At 50.1% G+C, this 17,046-nt stretch carries 13 protein-coding genes and 2 pseudogenes; 9 read left to right on the top strand and 6 right to left on the bottom strand.

All coding sequences use genetic code 11. From position 1 onward, the window contains the following. The coding region (locus INF73_RS10160) for a hypothetical protein (RefSeq protein WP_227414402.1) at positions 1–565 on the top strand (565 nt) is incomplete at its 5' end. A gap of 75 nt (positions 566–640) precedes the next feature. Here the strand turns inward: INF73_RS10160 and INF73_RS10155 are convergent. Beyond that, positions 641–1,067, bottom strand: a pseudogene (locus tag INF73_RS10155) (integrase core domain-containing protein); the annotation flags it as partial. Between the two features lie 5 nt (positions 1,068–1,072). On the opposite strand from INF73_RS10155, the pseudogene INF73_RS22035 reads away from it, so the two are divergent. From INF73_RS22035 to INF73_RS10135, 4 genes and pseudogenes are all read left to right on the top strand, one after another. Further along, positions 1,073–1,329 (top strand): annotated as a pseudogene (locus INF73_RS22035) (type VI secretion protein); the annotation flags it as partial. A 65-nt stretch (positions 1,330–1,394) separates the two neighbouring features. Next, complete coding sequence (locus INF73_RS10145; protein WP_193540223.1) at positions 1,395–2,198, top strand: RES domain-containing protein; 804 nt, start codon at positions 1,395–1,397, stop codon at positions 2,196–2,198. 359 nt (positions 2,199–2,557) lie between these two features. Further along, positions 2,558–7,510 (top strand): AAA domain-containing protein, encoded by a 4,953-nt coding sequence (locus INF73_RS10140; protein ID WP_193540227.1) that lies wholly within the window; start codon positions 2,558–2,560, stop codon positions 7,508–7,510. After that, the gene (locus INF73_RS10135) at positions 7,507–8,934 is read left to right on the top strand and encodes a hypothetical protein (RefSeq protein ID WP_193540222.1); all 1,428 of its coding nucleotides are present in this window, start codon (positions 7,507–7,509) and stop codon (positions 8,932–8,934) included. Before INF73_RS10140 ends, INF73_RS10135 begins: the two co-directional genes overlap by 4 nt. A 358-nt stretch (positions 8,935–9,292) precedes the next feature. Here INF73_RS10135 and INF73_RS10130 read toward each other — a convergent pair whose 3' ends face one another. Then, complete coding sequence (locus INF73_RS10130) at positions 9,293–10,084, bottom strand: hypothetical protein (RefSeq protein WP_193540221.1); 792 nt, start codon at positions 10,082–10,084, stop codon at positions 9,293–9,295. Positions 10,085–10,395: 311 nt separating this feature from the next. Between INF73_RS10130 and INF73_RS10125 the strand changes: the two genes are divergently transcribed. Next, on the top strand, positions 10,396–10,839 hold the full coding sequence (locus INF73_RS10125; protein ID WP_063438008.1) for a PACE efflux transporter: 444 nt from the start codon (positions 10,396–10,398) through the stop codon (positions 10,837–10,839). Between the two features lie 99 nt (positions 10,840–10,938). After that, complete coding sequence (locus INF73_RS10120) at positions 10,939–11,310, top strand: VOC family protein (protein WP_028013164.1); 372 nt, start codon at positions 10,939–10,941, stop codon at positions 11,308–11,310. A 57-nt stretch (positions 11,311–11,367) separates the two neighbouring features. On the opposite strand, the gene INF73_RS10115 is transcribed toward INF73_RS10120, so the two are convergent. After that, complete coding sequence (locus tag INF73_RS10115) at positions 11,368–12,123, bottom strand: DeoR/GlpR family DNA-binding transcription regulator (protein ID WP_193540220.1); 756 nt, start codon at positions 12,121–12,123, stop codon at positions 11,368–11,370. A gap of 86 nt (positions 12,124–12,209) precedes the next feature. Here INF73_RS10115 and INF73_RS10110 point away from each other — a divergent pair, with 86 nt between their 5' ends. Both INF73_RS10110 and tam read left to right on the top strand, forming a co-directional pair. Next, positions 12,210–12,794, top strand: a complete 585-nt coding sequence (locus INF73_RS10110) for an NUDIX domain-containing protein (RefSeq protein WP_063154080.1) — start codon at positions 12,210–12,212, stop codon at positions 12,792–12,794. 83 nt (positions 12,795–12,877) lie between these two features. Then, positions 12,878–13,636, top strand: a complete 759-nt coding sequence (tam, locus tag INF73_RS10105; protein WP_193540219.1) for a trans-aconitate 2-methyltransferase — start codon at positions 12,878–12,880, stop codon at positions 13,634–13,636. Between the two features lie 6 nt (positions 13,637–13,642). Here tam and INF73_RS10100 read toward each other — a convergent pair whose 3' ends face one another. The 3 genes from INF73_RS10100 to INF73_RS10090 all read right to left on the bottom strand — a co-directional run bounded on the left by INF73_RS10100 (position 13,643) and on the right by INF73_RS10090 (position 17,005). Then, the gene (locus INF73_RS10100; RefSeq protein ID WP_193540218.1) at positions 13,643–14,833 is read right to left on the bottom strand and encodes a cytochrome c biogenesis protein/redoxin; all 1,191 of its coding nucleotides are present in this window, start codon (positions 14,831–14,833) and stop codon (positions 13,643–13,645) included. A 136-nt stretch (positions 14,834–14,969) separates the two neighbouring features. Beyond that, positions 14,970–16,268, bottom strand: a complete 1,299-nt coding sequence (locus tag INF73_RS10095) for an ATP-binding protein (protein WP_193540217.1) — start codon at positions 16,266–16,268, stop codon at positions 14,970–14,972. Next, positions 16,265–17,005 carry a response regulator gene (locus INF73_RS10090; protein ID WP_049137820.1) on the bottom strand — a complete coding sequence of 247 codons (741 nt, stop codon included), beginning with the start codon at positions 17,003–17,005 and terminating at the stop codon, positions 16,265–16,267. The genes INF73_RS10095 and INF73_RS10090 overlap by 4 nt, the downstream gene beginning before the upstream one ends. Between the last annotated feature and the right edge of the window lie 41 nt (positions 17,006–17,046).

Raw genomic sequence — 17,046 nt, 5'->3', positions numbered from 1 at the left:
AAAACAATATGCAGAAGGTTTTGCTTCCGCGCCTATTTTTACTGAAAACAACGTCTTTTCGGCCAATGATTTTAAAAGGATGAATGATCTTCGATTTTCATTAGGTATTATTATAACCATGTTGAATGGCTATTCTCACCGTGATGACATGTTTGAGGATATGCTGGAAAGATATAATGACGATTTTCCATTGGAAAAAGAAATAGATAGCAGGGCGCATAAAGTGATTGAGTTTATTGAAGAGTGTAACTTTTCAAAAAAATCACGAATTTGGAAAAAAGCTGATCTCTTAACATTTTTTTGTGAATTAGATATTGCCTTAAATCAAGAATCTAAAAACTTAGATCCATCAATAGTAATCGATTCAGTGGAGAATTTCTTCTCTATCTCACAGGATGCAGTTTTAACCGAAAAAAACATTTACTCCATTTATTATAAAGCAGCCGTTCAGGCTTCAAACGATAGAGTAAATAGGGTTCGTAGAGGGATAATTATTCAGGGTATACTTGAAGGCTTAGAGCCTGAAATAATTTTTAGAAATCTTGTTTCTGAAGGTTATGCATGAATCTTTTTACGCATCGATAGTATTCGATGCGTTTCACTCCTTAAAGCACGTGAACAACGTGTAAGCATACCCGTTTTAGTTCCACGCGCTTTTTGAGAGTTCCGGTTTTTCAGCCATCTGCCGGTACTCTTCCGGCGTCAGGTTATTCAGGGATTCATGAGGCCGCTCGTTGTTATATTCCATCAACCAGCGCCCGGTAATTTCCCGTGCTTTATTCAATGTTCTGAACAGGTAAAAATTCAGGATTTCTGTCCGGTAGGTCCGGTTGAACCGTTCGATAAAAGCATTTTGCGTCGGCTACCCGGCTTGAAAATGCGAGCTGTACGCCATGCCTTCGGCCCATTGTGCCAGCGCCACCGAGACCAGTTCCGGCCCGTTGTCCATCCGCATTTTCAGCGAGTGGCCGAGGTTTGCCACGATCCTGTCCAGCACCCGGATGACTCGCTGAGCCGGGATATTCAGGTCAATTTCTATCGCCGTTAAAATCATCCACCACATTGAAAATAGGTGGCACAGCTGGATCGATTTAAAACTCTAACGGATGCCCAGCGCCAGCTACTGCTCTCTGCCGGGAAAATATACCGAAGGCGTTGTCTTGGTGAGCAAGATAGAAGCGCTATTCTACATGGTGCCACCCAGCTTATTTCTTGCGTTGGGAATGACGGAAAAACACAAAAAGGCCGAACGCGCGCAAATGATAAGCGAGCTGGATGCGGGCCATTCTGGTGGCGCGGGGGATCGATAAACTTAGAGGGCTGGCATAAAAACATCAAAAAAGTGGTGTTATCATCCTGCCTATCAAACCCGTTCCGCGAAGGCACATGAGGAAATGACCAAACAGATTATGCATCCCGGTGATGCCGCTGAAATTTGTAGACAGATCAAAAATTCAAACGACAGAGATGTCATCTATGCTGGTATTCGCCAACTGCTCAGTCAGCTGCCGATGGGGTTTCATGATGTCACCGCCACGACCGTGTGGCGGGCGAGAAGAGTTGATGAGGCCCACCCGGAAGGATTCGAGCAGGTTACCGATATTATTTATCCTCCCGCGAAGTGCGCCAAAACCGGAAGACTAAATACGGAGGGAGAGTCTATTTTATACACCTCTATTAGCAATCATGGCTGCTTGGCAGAAATCTGCGCCCAACCAGGAGATAAAATTCATGTGTCTGCATTCACCCTGAAACCGGAACAGAGGCTGCATTGCGGTTTTTTAGGCGATATTGTTAGGGCACATAAGTGGAACAGCGAGAATTTCTCGCGGGTGCAAAAGACTCTTGCTCCGTTTTCGGAAGTGCAAAAAACCAGTATTTTTCTGATAGACAGTTTCCTTGCAGAAATTCTGGCTGATAGCCAGGCAAAGGAAAACAGCTACCTGCATACTACGGTACTCGCTGAGGTCATCCGCAACGGAAGAAATACGCTGGATGCCATCGTTTATTCTGGTGTTGAGTCCTTCGGCGCTAAGAACTATGCAATCCACCGTGACGCGATGCTTAAATTCAATATTGCGGATATGCACCTGGTAGAGATTACCAACAGGTACCCTTACGGGCTGTATGAGTGGAGGCATCTCAAGCGCTTAGAACGTTATGATAATGGCAGGATTGTCTGGAAGGCAAATATCTAAAGATGTGATTAGAATTGATAATCATCAATGAGTAGAGTTTCTTATCACCGTGTTGCGGATTTTACTATTGCTACGGAGAAATGTTGCCGTATTTTATGTCACAGGACAGCTATCTCTTTGTTTACAATGCGTAGTTGAAGCTGACAAGCCACAGAAGCATGTAGGATGGCCTCTTTTGGCACGCTTTAGCTTAGTGAGCCCGTCTGTGCTTCAAACAAATGATGATATTAAAAAATCTATGTTTAATAGTAACATAGATAGCAATTAGTCCGATTCATCCGTTACTGACCAGAATAAATGGCCTGACTTTCTAAGCAAATTTAAACTGAAATCTAAGGGGAACTTCGTTGGAAGTAGAAATGTGGGATGGTGGCTTACAAGAGCAGGAAGTGTTGGCTATCGAGAAAATAAAGGCTGCTTTCTCAGCCAATGTATCTAAGCCTGACAAGCCTGTCCGTGGCGGTTCAATTGGCGAGCAGCTACAAAGCTATGGTTTTACCGGCAATGGAATGTTCCCCTGGAAAGGTTATGCAGGTTTTCGATTTGTTGAGGCCAAAAAAGAGGGTGAATTCGATTTAGTTATTGTCACACACTGCAACGTGATCATTGTTGAACTGAAAGATTGGAACCATCAGCCTGTAACCGCGCGCGGAGATACTTGGTATAAGGGTGACAAGAACATGGGGCGCTCGCCCGTAAGCGTGACCCGTGGCAAAAAATTCATGCTAGACAACAAACTCAAGCGTCTGGCAAACCGTTTTACGAACAAAGGCTATACCCCGATTGTTCATTTCTTTGTTGTGATGACCGGCAATGCGGACTTCAGCGCGCTGCCGGAGGAACAACTTCACCATACGATCTCGTTAAAAGATTTCCTGAAATTTGCCGATCGCAGGACATTCAATAACTACTTCAAACCGCACCGAGGTTCCGAAGTTCTTAACAAGGATTTTCCTCTTTTTGATAATCTATTCCTAGGGCCTCAGACGGCGCCAAAAGCCCTGAGAGTTAATGGCTACGAGGCTAAGGATATGATTTTCGAACACCCTAAAAAGGTGTATCGCGAATATTTGGCAAAATCTGAGATATCAGCGAACAGCGAAGCGCTACTCAGAGTGTGGAATTTTAAGAATATCGCGGGAACGAAAGCGAATACCCCGGAAGGACGAGCTCAGATCGTTTCACGTGAGCGCGAAGTGTTACAGCACATCAATCACCAGAACCGTGATCTTTATAACCACTGTCTCAGGTCTCTGACGAGTTTCCAGAAAGACGAGGTCACTGCCGAGTACAGTGAAGTCTATGAACTTCCGCCGGGCCATGTCCGGTTTAATGAGTTTATCGGAAAATATGGTAAGGCCTTTTCTGATATGGATCGCTTGAACGTGGTGAAACTGCTCATTGCGAAGTTTAGTGATCTCCATGAGATGAAAATTGCGCACAGGGATATAGCCGATCACAGCCTATGGATTTCACCTTCAAAAGAAGTTGCCCTTTCGAACTTTATTTCGGCTTACCACCGACCAGCCGGAACGGTCGGCGATTACCGTAAGCTTTTATCCGTAGGTGCAGTCGGGGTAAAAGACATGCTTGATGAGGGCGAGCTTACGCCTTTTCAGCAGGATGTTCATGCCCTGGGCCTTGTGGCCTGGCATTTATTAAGCGGTACGCGCATGTCGCCAAAGAGTTTGGAGAAAGTACAGGACACTATGCTAAACAGCCAGCACTGGTATTCATATGTATTACTGGATGCCGTTGCTGCAAAATTTACTTCCGCGACAGAATTTTTTGATGCCCTGAAACAAGCCGAACCTGCTGGCAAGGCTATCCCAACATTTGATGATACTGAGCTTGATCCTTACCGGCATGCTATCAATCACTCTCGTCAGTACCGGGAAGACGGTGACTTTCTGGTCGAAACATCCGACAAGGAAGTCTATATCTCGGGTGGAAGGCTCGTGAAGGCCTGGCTGAACGTGGGGGGGCAGGGAGACGATCCGTCAATTAACTTCCAGGTTCTGAAGTTTTTAAAGCAGGTTGAGCAGCTTTCTTTAGTTAAACCAACGTATCTTCCTGAAATTCGTGAATTCGGTATCGCATCAAAATCATCAAGTCTCTATATGGTCACGGATCAGGTACATGGAGATACCTGGGATAATATGCTGGTCCCCGATGATGAAAAAATCGATCTTATTGGTAAGTTCGTCGCCGCCGTTGAGCACTTACACGGTCTGGGGGTTTCTCACGGGGACATCCATCCTGGCAATGTGATGCTTGGGACACAGAGTCGTTCGCTTTTCCTCATCGATATCCCCGATTTTTCACCATCCGGTGACGAACCTAAAAACCACAGCTACAGCCCTGAATACATCGATAATTGTACTTCCTTTGAACGCGACAATTATGCAGTGATGAAAATGTCCTGCGAGTTGTTAGGTTTGTCATGGGGGCAGGAATCAGACATTCATCAGACTATTGCGAATGCCATCCGAGCTGAGCTGAAAGACTTGGTTTTTGGGTTTAAGGATTTAGGGCGATTTAAAAAAGCGATAAACAGTAATGACCTGGCGTCAGAACAAGCCCTGATAGAGATAACAGCAGGAAATGCCGATGAAATCATCTCTGTCCTGCCAGATAACGGGCATCTGTATGTCAAAGTTGAACCAAATCCTAAAGCCCCAGCAGAAGTAAAAGTAACTTTCAGCGGGATAGGTGGCGGTTTCACTGCAGTGTTCCACAAAGAGCAGAAAACGCTGATTCATGGCTTCAGGCCATGGGTTCGCGCCACAATTCGTAAGCAAGATATTGATGAAAGCCAGTTCGAAATTGGTACTGGCATCAGGATTATTCCCGGCAGTCCGCAGGATATGTCGGCCTTGACAGCATTGCTTAATGAAGAAGAATCTTTTGCGCGGGCAATCGAGTTGATTGCCGCACCTGAAGACGTTCAGGAACAGGACCCGCTTACGCTTCAGCTAAAAGATGCCTTTGCAAGACTGGATAAGCAGGCTCTTGAGCCTTCTTTAAAAGAAGTGCTGGAAATCCCGACGGTGAAGCTTTGGCGCGCCATTCTTGATACTGAAACTGAATCCTACCCAAACATTGAAGTCAGCGGAGAGGTGGTCCCGGTTGCAGATGCTCATGGAGAGCTACTTCTCCCTTACTCTACAGACGTTGATCCTCTTGGCGTATTCAGAAATGGTGATGAGGTCGAAGCCTTGCAGGTCGATCAGGAAGGTGTTGAGCGATTTATAGGTGAGGTGTCACTCAAGAAGTCAGAGCTCAAAGAGATCCGTCTGATCAAAGTGCGTTCAGCAGCCTACAGGCTGAAGGATTCTGATACTGTCTTCTTCCGTACAAAGCAGGATCGGGCGTCTTATCAGAAACGTAAACGTGCGCTTGAACGTCTCCTCGATCGAGAAAGTGTACTGCCTGACTTAATTGACCTGTTCGACCCATCCTGCAAACAGGTGGCTCAAAATTATGGTATCACTCTCAGTGATGCAGATTTTGCCAGATACGACCGTGAAGACCAGCACGGAAACAAGATCAGTCTGAATGAGCAGCAAAGAAAGGCGTTTAACAAACTGGTCAATAATGGCCCTCTTTCCCTGCTTCAGGGGCCACCAGGGACCGGTAAAACCGAGTTCATCGCGGCCTTTGTCCACTACCTGATCGAGAAACAGAATACCAAACGCATTTTACTGGTCAGTCAGTCACACGAGGCAGTTAATACAGCGGCTGAGCGTATCAGAAAACACTGTTCCCGGCTTGGTACAGAGTTGGACGTTGTTAGGTTCAGCAACCGAGAAGGGGCCGTTTCCCCTGGTCTGAAAGATGTGTATTCAAACGCAATCACAACGGAGAAGCGCGAACTGTTCAATGCTGAAATTAAGTACCGTGTTGAAGCGTTGAGTGAAGCCATTGGCCTAGAACCGAGATTTATTTCGGGTGTTGTACTTGCTGAACTCAGGTTGTTCAGGCAAATCGATCACCTTGAGAAATTGCTCTACCAAGTGAACGATTTAACGGATTCAAAAGAGATTGGTGAACTGAAAGGTATCGCAGTCGAACTAGATTATTCCATTCGCTCTAGGCTAAGTCATGAATATGGGATTAACCTAGATAAAGACGCGAAAGTCTCTGCAGCAAAAGATATTCTGATTTCCAGACTGTGTACGGAGTATGGGGTCAGACCTGATGAGGCAAGACGTGTAAAGGCGTTAGCTAAAATATCCCGTGATATGCAGGATGCTATGTCGGGAGAGCGAGTGAACTTGGACGAGTTTTATTCGCGGTCCAGGCAGTTAGTGGCTGGCACATGCGTAGGTATTGGACAGGGGCACATTGGCATTCAGGAGAATATCTACGACTGGGTGATCATTGATGAGGCGGCGCGCTCGATTGCAAGCGAGCTGGCCATTGCTATGCAGTCGGCCCGACGCGTCCTTTTGGTGGGTGACCACTTGCAGCTTCCCCCATTGTACTCGGATGCTCACAAGGCGGCATTAGCGAGGAAGCTGGGTATCAATAACTCCCGCACTGAAATTGACGAGGTGTTACGAAGTGACTTTGCCCGTGCCTTCAACTCTGCTTATGGTGCGCAAGCAAGTGCAGCTCTGCTGACCCAGTATCGTATGGCTCCACCGATTGGTGATCTCGTATCGAAGACGTTCTATGACAGGAAGCTTCTGAATGGAGAACGGGCAATTCCGGATGTCTATCGGCAAGCACCAGAAGCGTTATGTAGCGTCGTAACCTGGCTTGATACTGCTAATCTCGGCCATCGGGCACATCATCTTGAAGATCGCGGAACAAGCATTTACAACCGATGTGAAGCTGACGAGATTATTTCGGTTCTTAAACAGGTGTCAGAGAATGAAGAATTTGTCGCTCAGCTTTCAAAGCTCGTTAACAAAGATGAAGCAGCTATCGGCGTGATATGTATGTATGCCGAACAAAAGCGGCTGCTCCGTCAGAAATTCAATCAGGAAATATGGAGCGAGGGATTTAAGGACATTGTTAAAATTGACACTGTTGACAGTTATCAGGGCAAGGAAAACCGGATCATTATCCTTTCACTGACGCGTTCGGATAAGCAGCATAGCCCAGGTTTTTTACGCGCTCCAAACCGTATAAATGTTGCGATGTCACGCGCTATGGATCGACTGTTGATTGTGGGTAATGCCGATATCTGGAAGGGAAATAATAAAGAACTGCCATTAGGCTCCGTTGTAAGTTATATGGCTGAACGAGGTCAGGAAGCTGGATACAGATTCCTCTCCGCTCAGCAGGGAGGCAAAAAGAAATGATATCTGATAACAAAGTAACCTATCACGAGGTTGACTTCCTGCTGCCCGCACAGAGGTTTAACATTCAGTTTTCCTATGTTTCCCAGAAGGGGCTGCCATTCATCCGGGAGTTTGTGCTGAGACTCGTTCATGTAGCCTCGATGAGCAAAGCTCAAATAGCAACCTATTTTGGCCTGACCCATCGTGAGACAGAGGAGGCGATTTCCGATCTTGTGCAGCGTGGTGAATTGACGCTCTCCTCTGACGGTAGACTGGCCTTAACCGACAAATCAAATGGCTATTTCTCAGAGGTTGGCGAGATACCGCACCTTGCAACTATCCAAGACAGTGGCGGCACCTTATCCTTTGATTTAGCTACATTTAGCTGCTTCAGCAACCAGACTTTCCAGGACCACTGGAGGGGAGGGTTAACATTAAAGGCTGATGACAGCAACATTTCTCAAAGTGAGAAACTGGTTGAGAAGCACTTTCAGTACCAGTTCAATCAAATCCTTGATAAAGGTTATCTGTCTCACCTACAGGTTCAGGGAGGACAAGAACAACCTTCTATCTATACCGTTAATTCTGTTAATAAGCTGCGGCAAATACCGCTCCGTTTAACAACGGAATTTAAAATGGATAACGATGGTAAAGCTGTCGAGCGCGAAGACTATGAACAGTTAAACAGTTCGGAATGTGTTCATGAGTTAATGGCAGTTGAGATAGCCAGGTTATCACGGCATAACAATACCATGAGTATTTTTAAGGCCATGGTATCCATTAACGATGATCTTACGCTTAAGCTGTTTGACTCTAAAACAAATCAGCTTAATCCATCATTTATCAAGGATATGCAGGCACTTGAAGAATACTCAGACTCAGGCAGGACGACTTTTTTAGGCCCGGTTTATTCTAAAGACAACTGGGAAACGCTGCAGAAAGCTCTGGCACCGGTGCTCAAACAGCGTATCAGAGACAATACCGATAATGGCGGTAGCCCGTTCGTTTGGATAGCTCCATCAGATCCCTACTGGTCAAAGAGCGCCCGATTTATCTCAAGCCTGAGCGATTTTCTTAACAGGTCGGCTACGAAGGATAAGCGGCTGTATAAACCGGTGCTATACGTACCCGTCCAGGATGCAACTGATGTCCGGGTTGCAAGGCAGTGGAAGCATGAACTTGGGCAATTCCACGCGCACGCTAAAGGGCTAGTTGAAGGACTGTTAGATGGTAATGTTGAGATTCTTCATCTTGAGGATGAGTTATCTGCCGTTATCTATCATATTTCTCAACCAGAAACGCTGCCTGTGACTATGCCATTGGGCTTCATTACAACGAACAGAGATGCAGTTAAGATTATTGGTGCGCTTATTACTGAATATGTGAAAAGCACCTCTGGTTTTGATAAGCCTCATGACTGTGGCGCAATTTCCGCAATGGTTTAGAATTTGTTGCAGACTGATTAAAAAGGGCAATTAATTGCCCTTTTGTTGGGTCGAAGATACACCTAAATTTCAGTACTGACTGGCGAAGCGCCGTTATATCTTCTTTACGCCCCCAATTCCGGCCATTTATACCCGCCATAACTTTGTAAATAAAATCATTTAGCAAGGTTGGAAGATTCAATGTTTTCATTTCGTTCACAGCAACCACACCTAAGCGAAGCCCCCATCAGGGGCTTTTTTCTTTTAAACGTCGCACTTCCGAATCCGAAAATGCAGGCGATGGCTCTGAAAAATTCTGTCGGGGCTATCACCTTTTGAAGACAAGTTGCCGACGCATTTATCCGGAGCGCTGCCCGGTCTAAGGCTTTTGCCATGGAACGTGCCAGGTGCTGCCATCTTTAGACGTAAAATTTCCTGCTTTATCATCCGTCCGGAAACACCGGGTGACTTTGCCGTTAACCGTGCAATTTCCCCAGTATAACGGGAAGCCCTCCGTCTCCTTTTGAAGCTGCATCAGCGTTAAGCGTCGCTCGTGTATCTCATCCAGCGAGGGAATAAGCGTCAGGATAAGCACAATGGCCACGCTACACAGCACCCCCTGCGCAGCCAGAAACCAAAGCCAGCCCGCGTTGCTCTCTGCGTCCACGCCCTGGCACCACCTGACCAGTTTCAGGTAGTTACTGACGGCAACCGGATCTTCGGCATGAACCTGACTCGAAAAGATGCTACGGGTTGTCTGCGCAATAAATTTCTCAAGATTCAGGGGCTCAGCCTGACGATTAGGCCGGGAGAGGGCGCTGAGATAACTTGAAAAGTAGGTTTTCACCCCCAACTGAACGTCAGGCATGGTTTCGACATACCAGTGGATCCGGTGAGAAAGCGGCGTCAGTCTCGCATCACTTTCCAGAGCATGCGAGAGCTTTCTGAAGCGGGCCGCCTCTTTACCGGAACGGTTATCCGCAGTCTTGAACTCAATCAGCCGCAGCGTGCCGGGGAAGGAAAGCAGAACATCAGCCAGCGCCTTGTCTTCAGGCGTCTGCTGGAGCAGATTGACAGATGCTGGCAACACATGTCCGCGAAGTTGAGCCCCGACAGAGACGCCTAATGCGTACAGAAAATTACCAATAACCACGTTCTCATATAATTTCATTGCCTGCTTTCCCTCCACAGTTTGTCGCGCGGCTCCGCAAGTATTATAATGTCCTGCAAGAAGAAGATAGGGGGATAGGTAAGTGTATGATTAATCGCATTCTGTGGGCGGTTATGAACTAAATGAACGACGGACTAAATTTAACATAATATACATTATGCGCACCAACGTAATGCCAGTCAAAATCTGCCTTTCTACGGTCGTGATTGCCCCGGTTCATTGATAGCTTGTGAAATCCCAACCTCTACGTTTATCCAATGTTAAAAGACGTTTTGATATACTCCTGGCTTTGACCACCGCTGTGTAGACTTATGGAAATCGAGCTCAATAAAAGCTTCAAAGAAAGGATTTTCCACGCTGTCATTTTTGAAGTGACGGCCAACGTTATCATCGCTCTGTCTCTTGCGTGGCTGATGAACGTTTCGGTACTCCAGTCGGGTTCGTTGTCGGTGATATCAGCGCTTACCGCAACGGTCTGGAATTTTGTCTTCAATAAGTTCTTTGACTCCCTTCAGAAAAAACATCAGTTCCAACGAACGTTTCTCGTTCGCGCCATCCATGCCGTTGGGTTTGAAACGGGCCTTATCATCTCCTTAATCCCTGTGGCCATGTTCATGCTGAATTTAACGATCGCGGAGGCATTTTTTGTTGAGATTGGCCTTGTACTGTTTTTCCTGCCATACACGATGCTTTTTAACTGGCTCTATGATTATCTGCGTTGGACATTCGTAGGAAGTAAACGGTCTGCTGTGTAGCGAGTATTGATATCGGTCACATTCGCAACCCCTTGATCGTGATGGACTCCACTCTCTTTCTATACTTCTCATTTCACCATCACTTTTGAGGAGTCCATAATGTTTGATCATGTAAAATTCGGCGTCAGCGATTATGAGAAAAGTAAAACCTTCTTCCTCATGTCGCTTCAACCGCTCGGTGTCGAACTCGTCGATGAAGGCTCTCCTGACTATGGCGTCGAAATGAGTTCCGGCGATGTTTCTCTTTGCCTTTTTCAGTCGAATGATAAACCCGCTCCGCTTCATCTGGCCTTTGTGGCCACGACACGCCAGCAGGTTGATGACTTTTACCATGCCGCGCTGCGCGCAGGCGGACGCGACAATGGCGCACCGGGATTACGCTCCTACGGTAAAAATTACTATGCCGCATTTGTCATTGCGCCTGATGGTCATAATATCGAAGCGGTATGCCATGCCCCCGAAGAAAGATAACTTAATTTCACCCGCTTGCGAGTACCCGCGCCAGCCAGTTTTCTGGCTGGCTCACGCTCAGGCCAATACGACCGATACCCCTTTTTCCGATACCGCATTGACCCAGTCGCGGTCGGTATCGCCTTCGACGACAATCGTATTCGCCAGCGCCACATCGCCAATAACAAATGATGACGCCGTATTTATTTTTTCCGGCGACGCCAGGACAACCGTCTCGGCGGCTCTGCCGGAAAATGCACGTTTGATGCACGCCTCTTCGAAATCTCCGGTCGTCAGCCCTGCTTCCGGATGGATACCTGTCACGCCCATAAAGAACAGATCCGCATGAATGTTTTCGATACCTTCGATGGCCGCCGCGCCGACGGCGACAATCGAGTGTTTATACAAACGGCCGCCGATCAGAATCACCTCAATATAAGGGTGATTAACAAGCCCCAGGGCAATGCTCGGACTGTGCGTCACCACGGTAATACGCAGGTCATGCGGTAAAAAAGCGAGCAATTCTGAAGTGGTCGTTCCACCGTCAACGATCACCACCTGGCCCGAAGAAATCAGCTGTGCCCCCTTCTGCGCCACCTTTCTTTTGGCATCCATTTTAACGGACTGTCGTTCCGCGAAAGGCACAGTAGCGGAAGACGACGGCAGCGCGCCGCCGTGAACCCGCTGTAAACGCCCTTCTGCCGCCAGCTCGCGCAAATCGCGTCGGATGGTGTCTTCAGAGACGTCGAAGAGAACGCTAAGCGCTTTAGACTGGACCTGTCCTTCGGCGCCGAGCTTTTCAAGGATCAACTGTTTTCGCTGACTGGTGAGCATGCTGTATTCCTGATGTTGCATGTTTAATCTTGAAAATGCACGATAATGCTGATATTGATAGTTACTCTACGTAAGGAGGACGAAACGTGCAATCAAAACGTGCAGATGTGCGCATCATTGACAGTGAAACCCTGTCCGATAACTGGTACTTACTTAAAAAATATACCTTTGACCTTCAAAGACGCGATGGCGAATGGCAGCGGCAAACGCGTGAAGTTTATGACCGGGGGAACGGCGCTACGATCCTGCTCTACAACCGTGACCAAAAAACGGTGATTCTGACCCGCCAGTTCCGCTTCCCGGTCTTTATTAATGGCCATGAGGACAATCTGATTGAGGCGGCGGCCGGCCTGCTTGATAACATGGATCCGGAAAGCCGCATTAGAGCAGAGGCGGAAGAAGAGACCGGGTTTAACGTGTCGAGCGTGCAGAAAATCTTTGAAGCCTACATGAGCCCAGGCTCCGTCACGGAGAAACTCTATTTCTATATTGCCGAGTATCAGCCGAAGGACAAAACCAGCGCAGGCGGCGGTATCAAAGCGGAGGGAGAAGATATCGACGTGCTGGAAATGCCCTTTGAAGAGGCATTGCGGGGAATTGATACGGGCAAAATCGTCGACGGAAAAACCATCATGCTGCTCTACCATATTGCACTGAAAGGCATTCTGTAACCTGCCGCTCGCCCGACGCCTGTCCCGGTGCAGGTGTCGGCCTGTGCTATCCTTGCTGAAACACGCAAAACGGAGATCTGAAGATGGCCGACTGGAACCCTTCGCTTTATCTGCAATACGGCGCTGAACGAACGCGCCCTGCCGCCGAGCTGCTTGCCAGAATTCCCCTGAGTGACGTTGCCACCATCGCCGATTTGGGCTGCGGGCCGGGAAACAGCACCGCGCTGTTGCAGCATCGCTGGCCAAAAGCGCAGATTGTCGGCGTTGATAACTCACCGGCTATGCTGGAAGAGGCGCGCAGCGCACTGCCCGACTGTCAGTTCGTTGAGGCCGATATCCGCCAGTTCAGGCCAGGCCAGCCGTTGAACCTCATCTATGCGAACGCATCCCTACAGTGGATACCTGACCATTACGATCTCCTGCCGCATCTGGCGTCACTGCTCGCGCTCAATGGCGTGCTGGCGATCCAGATGCCGGACAACTGGCTTGAGCCCACGCATGTGGCGATGCGTGAAGTGGCGCTGGAGCAAGGCTACCCGGACCGTGGCCGCGAGCCGCTGCCTGGCGTGCATGCCTATTACGATATCCTGGCGGAGGCCGGCTGCGATGTGGATATCTGGCGGACAACCTATTTCCATAAAATGAGTTCGCACCAGGCCATTATTGACTGGGTCAGCGCGACCGGTTTACGCCCGTGGCTCCAGGAACTGAACGAGAGCGAGCAGCAACGTTTCCTGAAACGCTACCATGAACTGCTGGAAGAGCAGTATCCGCTCCAGGAAAACGGGCAGATACTGCTGGCTTTTCCTCGACTGTTTATGGTTGCCCAGCGTCAGCCCTGAATGGCGCTATGAACGGGCCTCTTTGAGCAGCTGCTGGATAACCTTTTCCTGCTGCTCATAATTCCCTTCGCCAAACGAGGTATAGCGTAGCTGACCTTTAGCATCGAAATAGTAGTGTGCGGGCCAGTACTGGTTGCCGAAAGCGTTCCAGATCTGATAGTTGTTGTCCGTCACAACCCGGTACGGCAGTTGCCATTTATTTACCGCGTCTTTCACCGAGGCGATCGGTTTCTCCCAGGGGTATTCAGGCGTGTGTACCCCTATGACGACCAGGCCCTGAGACTGGTATTTTGTTGCCCAGTCGCGCACGTGCGGAAGCGTATGCTGGCAGTTAATGCAGTCCCAGGTCCAGAAATCGATCAGAACCACCTTCCCGCGCAGTGATTCAGACGTGACAGGGTCACCATTTACCCACCCTGTCCCACCGCTTAATGAAGGCAGCTGGCTGCTGGGTTCGGTCATGACGACCGGTTGAAGCTTCGCCGGTTGCGCGGCGGGCTTTGCCAGATTCAGCAGCGCGGTTTCAAGACGATCCGCGACGCCGTTTGCGCCTTGCAGAACAGACGTCATCCCCGTTGCGTTAAAGACGACGGCCGCTAACATCACCACGCCTGCCCCCTGACGTAACTTTTCCATCAGCGCCGATCTTGCTCTCAGCGGCGCCATCAGCGTGCGGCCTCCGAAAACGAGCAGGCCCAGCATCAGCGCGCAGCCGCTACCATAGGCGGCCAGCAAGGCTCCTGTGGCAATGGCCGAATGTCCGGCAATATTGATGCTGAAAATGGCGCCCAGAATCGGTCCCGCACAGGGAGACCAGAGCAGCCCGACGGCAAGCCCGGCCAGAAAAGCCGATGCCATACCACGCGTTTGCCCGCTTCGGGTGTTGAGGACATTTCCCGCGCTGACTGCCGGCCCGGCGATACGCTGGGCAAAGGCCGGAAAAACTAAGGCCAGCGCGGCCGTGGCCAGGACGATAAGCGCGATCCAGCGCCCGACGATAGTTGCCTCTGCTATCCACTCGCTGGCGACGGTGACGACCATCGCCACCAGGGTGAACATGACGATCATCCCCGCGAGCAGCGCCAGAATATGTCGCCGCTGCCCCTGAAAACCGGCGAACAGGAGAGGAATTACCGGGAGCGTACATGGACTGAGCAGGCTTATCATCCCGCCCAGGAAAGCAATTATCAGAAACATAGATACCTCACAATACAAGTCCTGCGACGCTGCAGTGAAGCTATTTCATCGTGCGGATGTGTTCAGGATATGTGTAAAAGCATGGGTTTTTGTCTGGCTCTGTATCGGCCACGCGGGGAGATACAGAACCGTACAATTAAAGGCGCGGGAGAGTAATCGAAACGTCCAGCCCGCCCTCTGCGCGGTTCTCCAGCTTTAGCTTTCCGTCCAACTGAGCGGTGAGCTGCGCTGCGATCGCCAGGCCAAGGCCCGTTCCGCCGGTGTCGCGGTTGCGTGATGTTTCCACCCGATAAAACGGCTGTAATACCGCCTCCAGCTCGGCATCCGGTATCCCCGGCCCGCCGTCCATGATGTGAATCACCACCTCTCCGGGAGCCGAGTCATCAATGCTAATGGTGGCGTAGTCGCCAAATTTCAGGGCGTTATCCAGCAGGTTGGTCATCACCCGGCGCAGCGCCTGTGGACGCGTGACGATGGGCAAACGGTTTTCGCCTGCCTGAAACTGCACGTTTTTACCGATGTCCTGATAATCGCAGGCGATGCTGTTTATCCAGGCGTTAAGCTCCAGTTTCAGCGAGGTCTCTTCCAGTGATTCTGATGACCGGGCATACGCAATACCCTCACGCACCAGACGAGACATATTATCAAGGTCGTTTAAGAGCTTGTCGCGCAGGTCAGGCTGATCCGCCATTTCAACACGAAGCTTCATGCGGGTAATGGGCGTCTGGAGATCGTGCGATATGGATGCCAGGATCTGCGCCCGCTCCCTGAGATAGGACTGAATGCGCGCCTGCATCGCGTTGAAGGCATGTGCTGCCCGCTGCACCTCGACCGGCCCCTTTTCCGTCATTGGCGAATTGGCAGCCGGGTCCAGGGAGTCTACCGCGCGGGTAAACTGTGAAAAAGGCCGTATCACCTGGCGTACGGCGATCCAGGAGCAGGCAGCCAGCACGAGCAACTGCAGAATAAGAACAACGGGCAGCCAGCTGGCGACCGGAGGCATCCGTGGGATCAGGTCAATGGTCAGCGGCGCGCCATCATGTAACGTTAGATGCGCCTGGATATGTGAAATGGCGCCGGGAACGGCGGTGAAGCTGAGCGGGTACTGTGCTGCAAGCGTCGCTTTTAAGGTTCGGATGGCGTCCCGGGAGCGCTTGTCCGTCGGCGCGTTGCCAGGATCTCCCGGCCCCAGAATATAGCGGTAGTTACCCCGTTCAAGGCGCGGCAACCAGGCCGCGCGCTCGCTGGCGGGTAAGCGGTCTAAAATAGCCACGCTGGTCGCGACATCGTATTCCAGATTACCGAGCATCACCGTTCGGGCGCTGTGCATTCGCTCTATCATGACCAGCGTCAGGCTCAGGGCATTGGCGAGCAACAGGCCGGGCAGCACGACGATCAGCAAGCGGGCCAGCAGCGAGCGAGGCCAGAGCGTCATTCGTTAGCCTCTATGATGGTGACCGGCATGGTAAACACATATCCCTCGCTGCGCACGGTTTTGATATACGCGGGCGTGCGGGCATCTTCATTCAGACGCTGGCGAACCCGGCTAACCAGCAGGTCGATTGAGCGTTCAAACAGCTCGGCGTCACGCCCCTGCGTCAGGTTGAGCAGCTGATCGCGGGTCAGCACCCGCTGCGGGTGGTCAAGGAAAACGCGCAGCAGGCGATACTCCGCCCCGCTGAGCGCCACAATCACCCCTTCCGGGTCGATCAGGTGGCGGGCAACGGTATCGAGCTGCCATTCGCCGAACGTCACCAGCCGCCCTGCTTCCGTCACCTGTAAATTGGGCGGCATCGTGCGAAAACGGCGTAAAATCGCTTTGATACGCGCCAGCAATTCTCGCGCGACGAAAGGCTTTACGACGTAATCGTCGGCTCCCATCTCCAGACCCAGGATCCTGTCCGTCTCCTCGTTACGCGCCGTCAGCATCAGGATGGGCAGATCTTTATATTTCCCGACGCGTAATTGCCGACACAGCGTAAGCCCGTCGTCGCCGGGCATCATAACGTCCAGCACCACCAGGTCGATATGCTGCTTGTCCAGCACGACGCGCATCTCTTTGCCGTTTGCCGCGCCGGAGGCGCGATAACCGGACTTAACGAGATAGTCGATAATCAGTTCACGAATATCCCTGTCGTCATCGACGACAAGGATATGATCAATATGCTCCACCGAAATCTCCAGACCGAAGGGTAACGTACTGAAAATAGCAC

Origin of the sequence: Enterobacter cloacae complex sp. P6RS, assembly GCF_014982245.1 — a bacterium.
Taxonomy (GTDB): domain Bacteria; phylum Pseudomonadota; class Gammaproteobacteria; order Enterobacterales; family Enterobacteriaceae; genus Enterobacter; species Enterobacter bugandensis.
The sequence above is the reverse complement of the archived record's forward strand: the minus strand, read 5'-3'. Positions and strand labels throughout refer to the sequence as shown.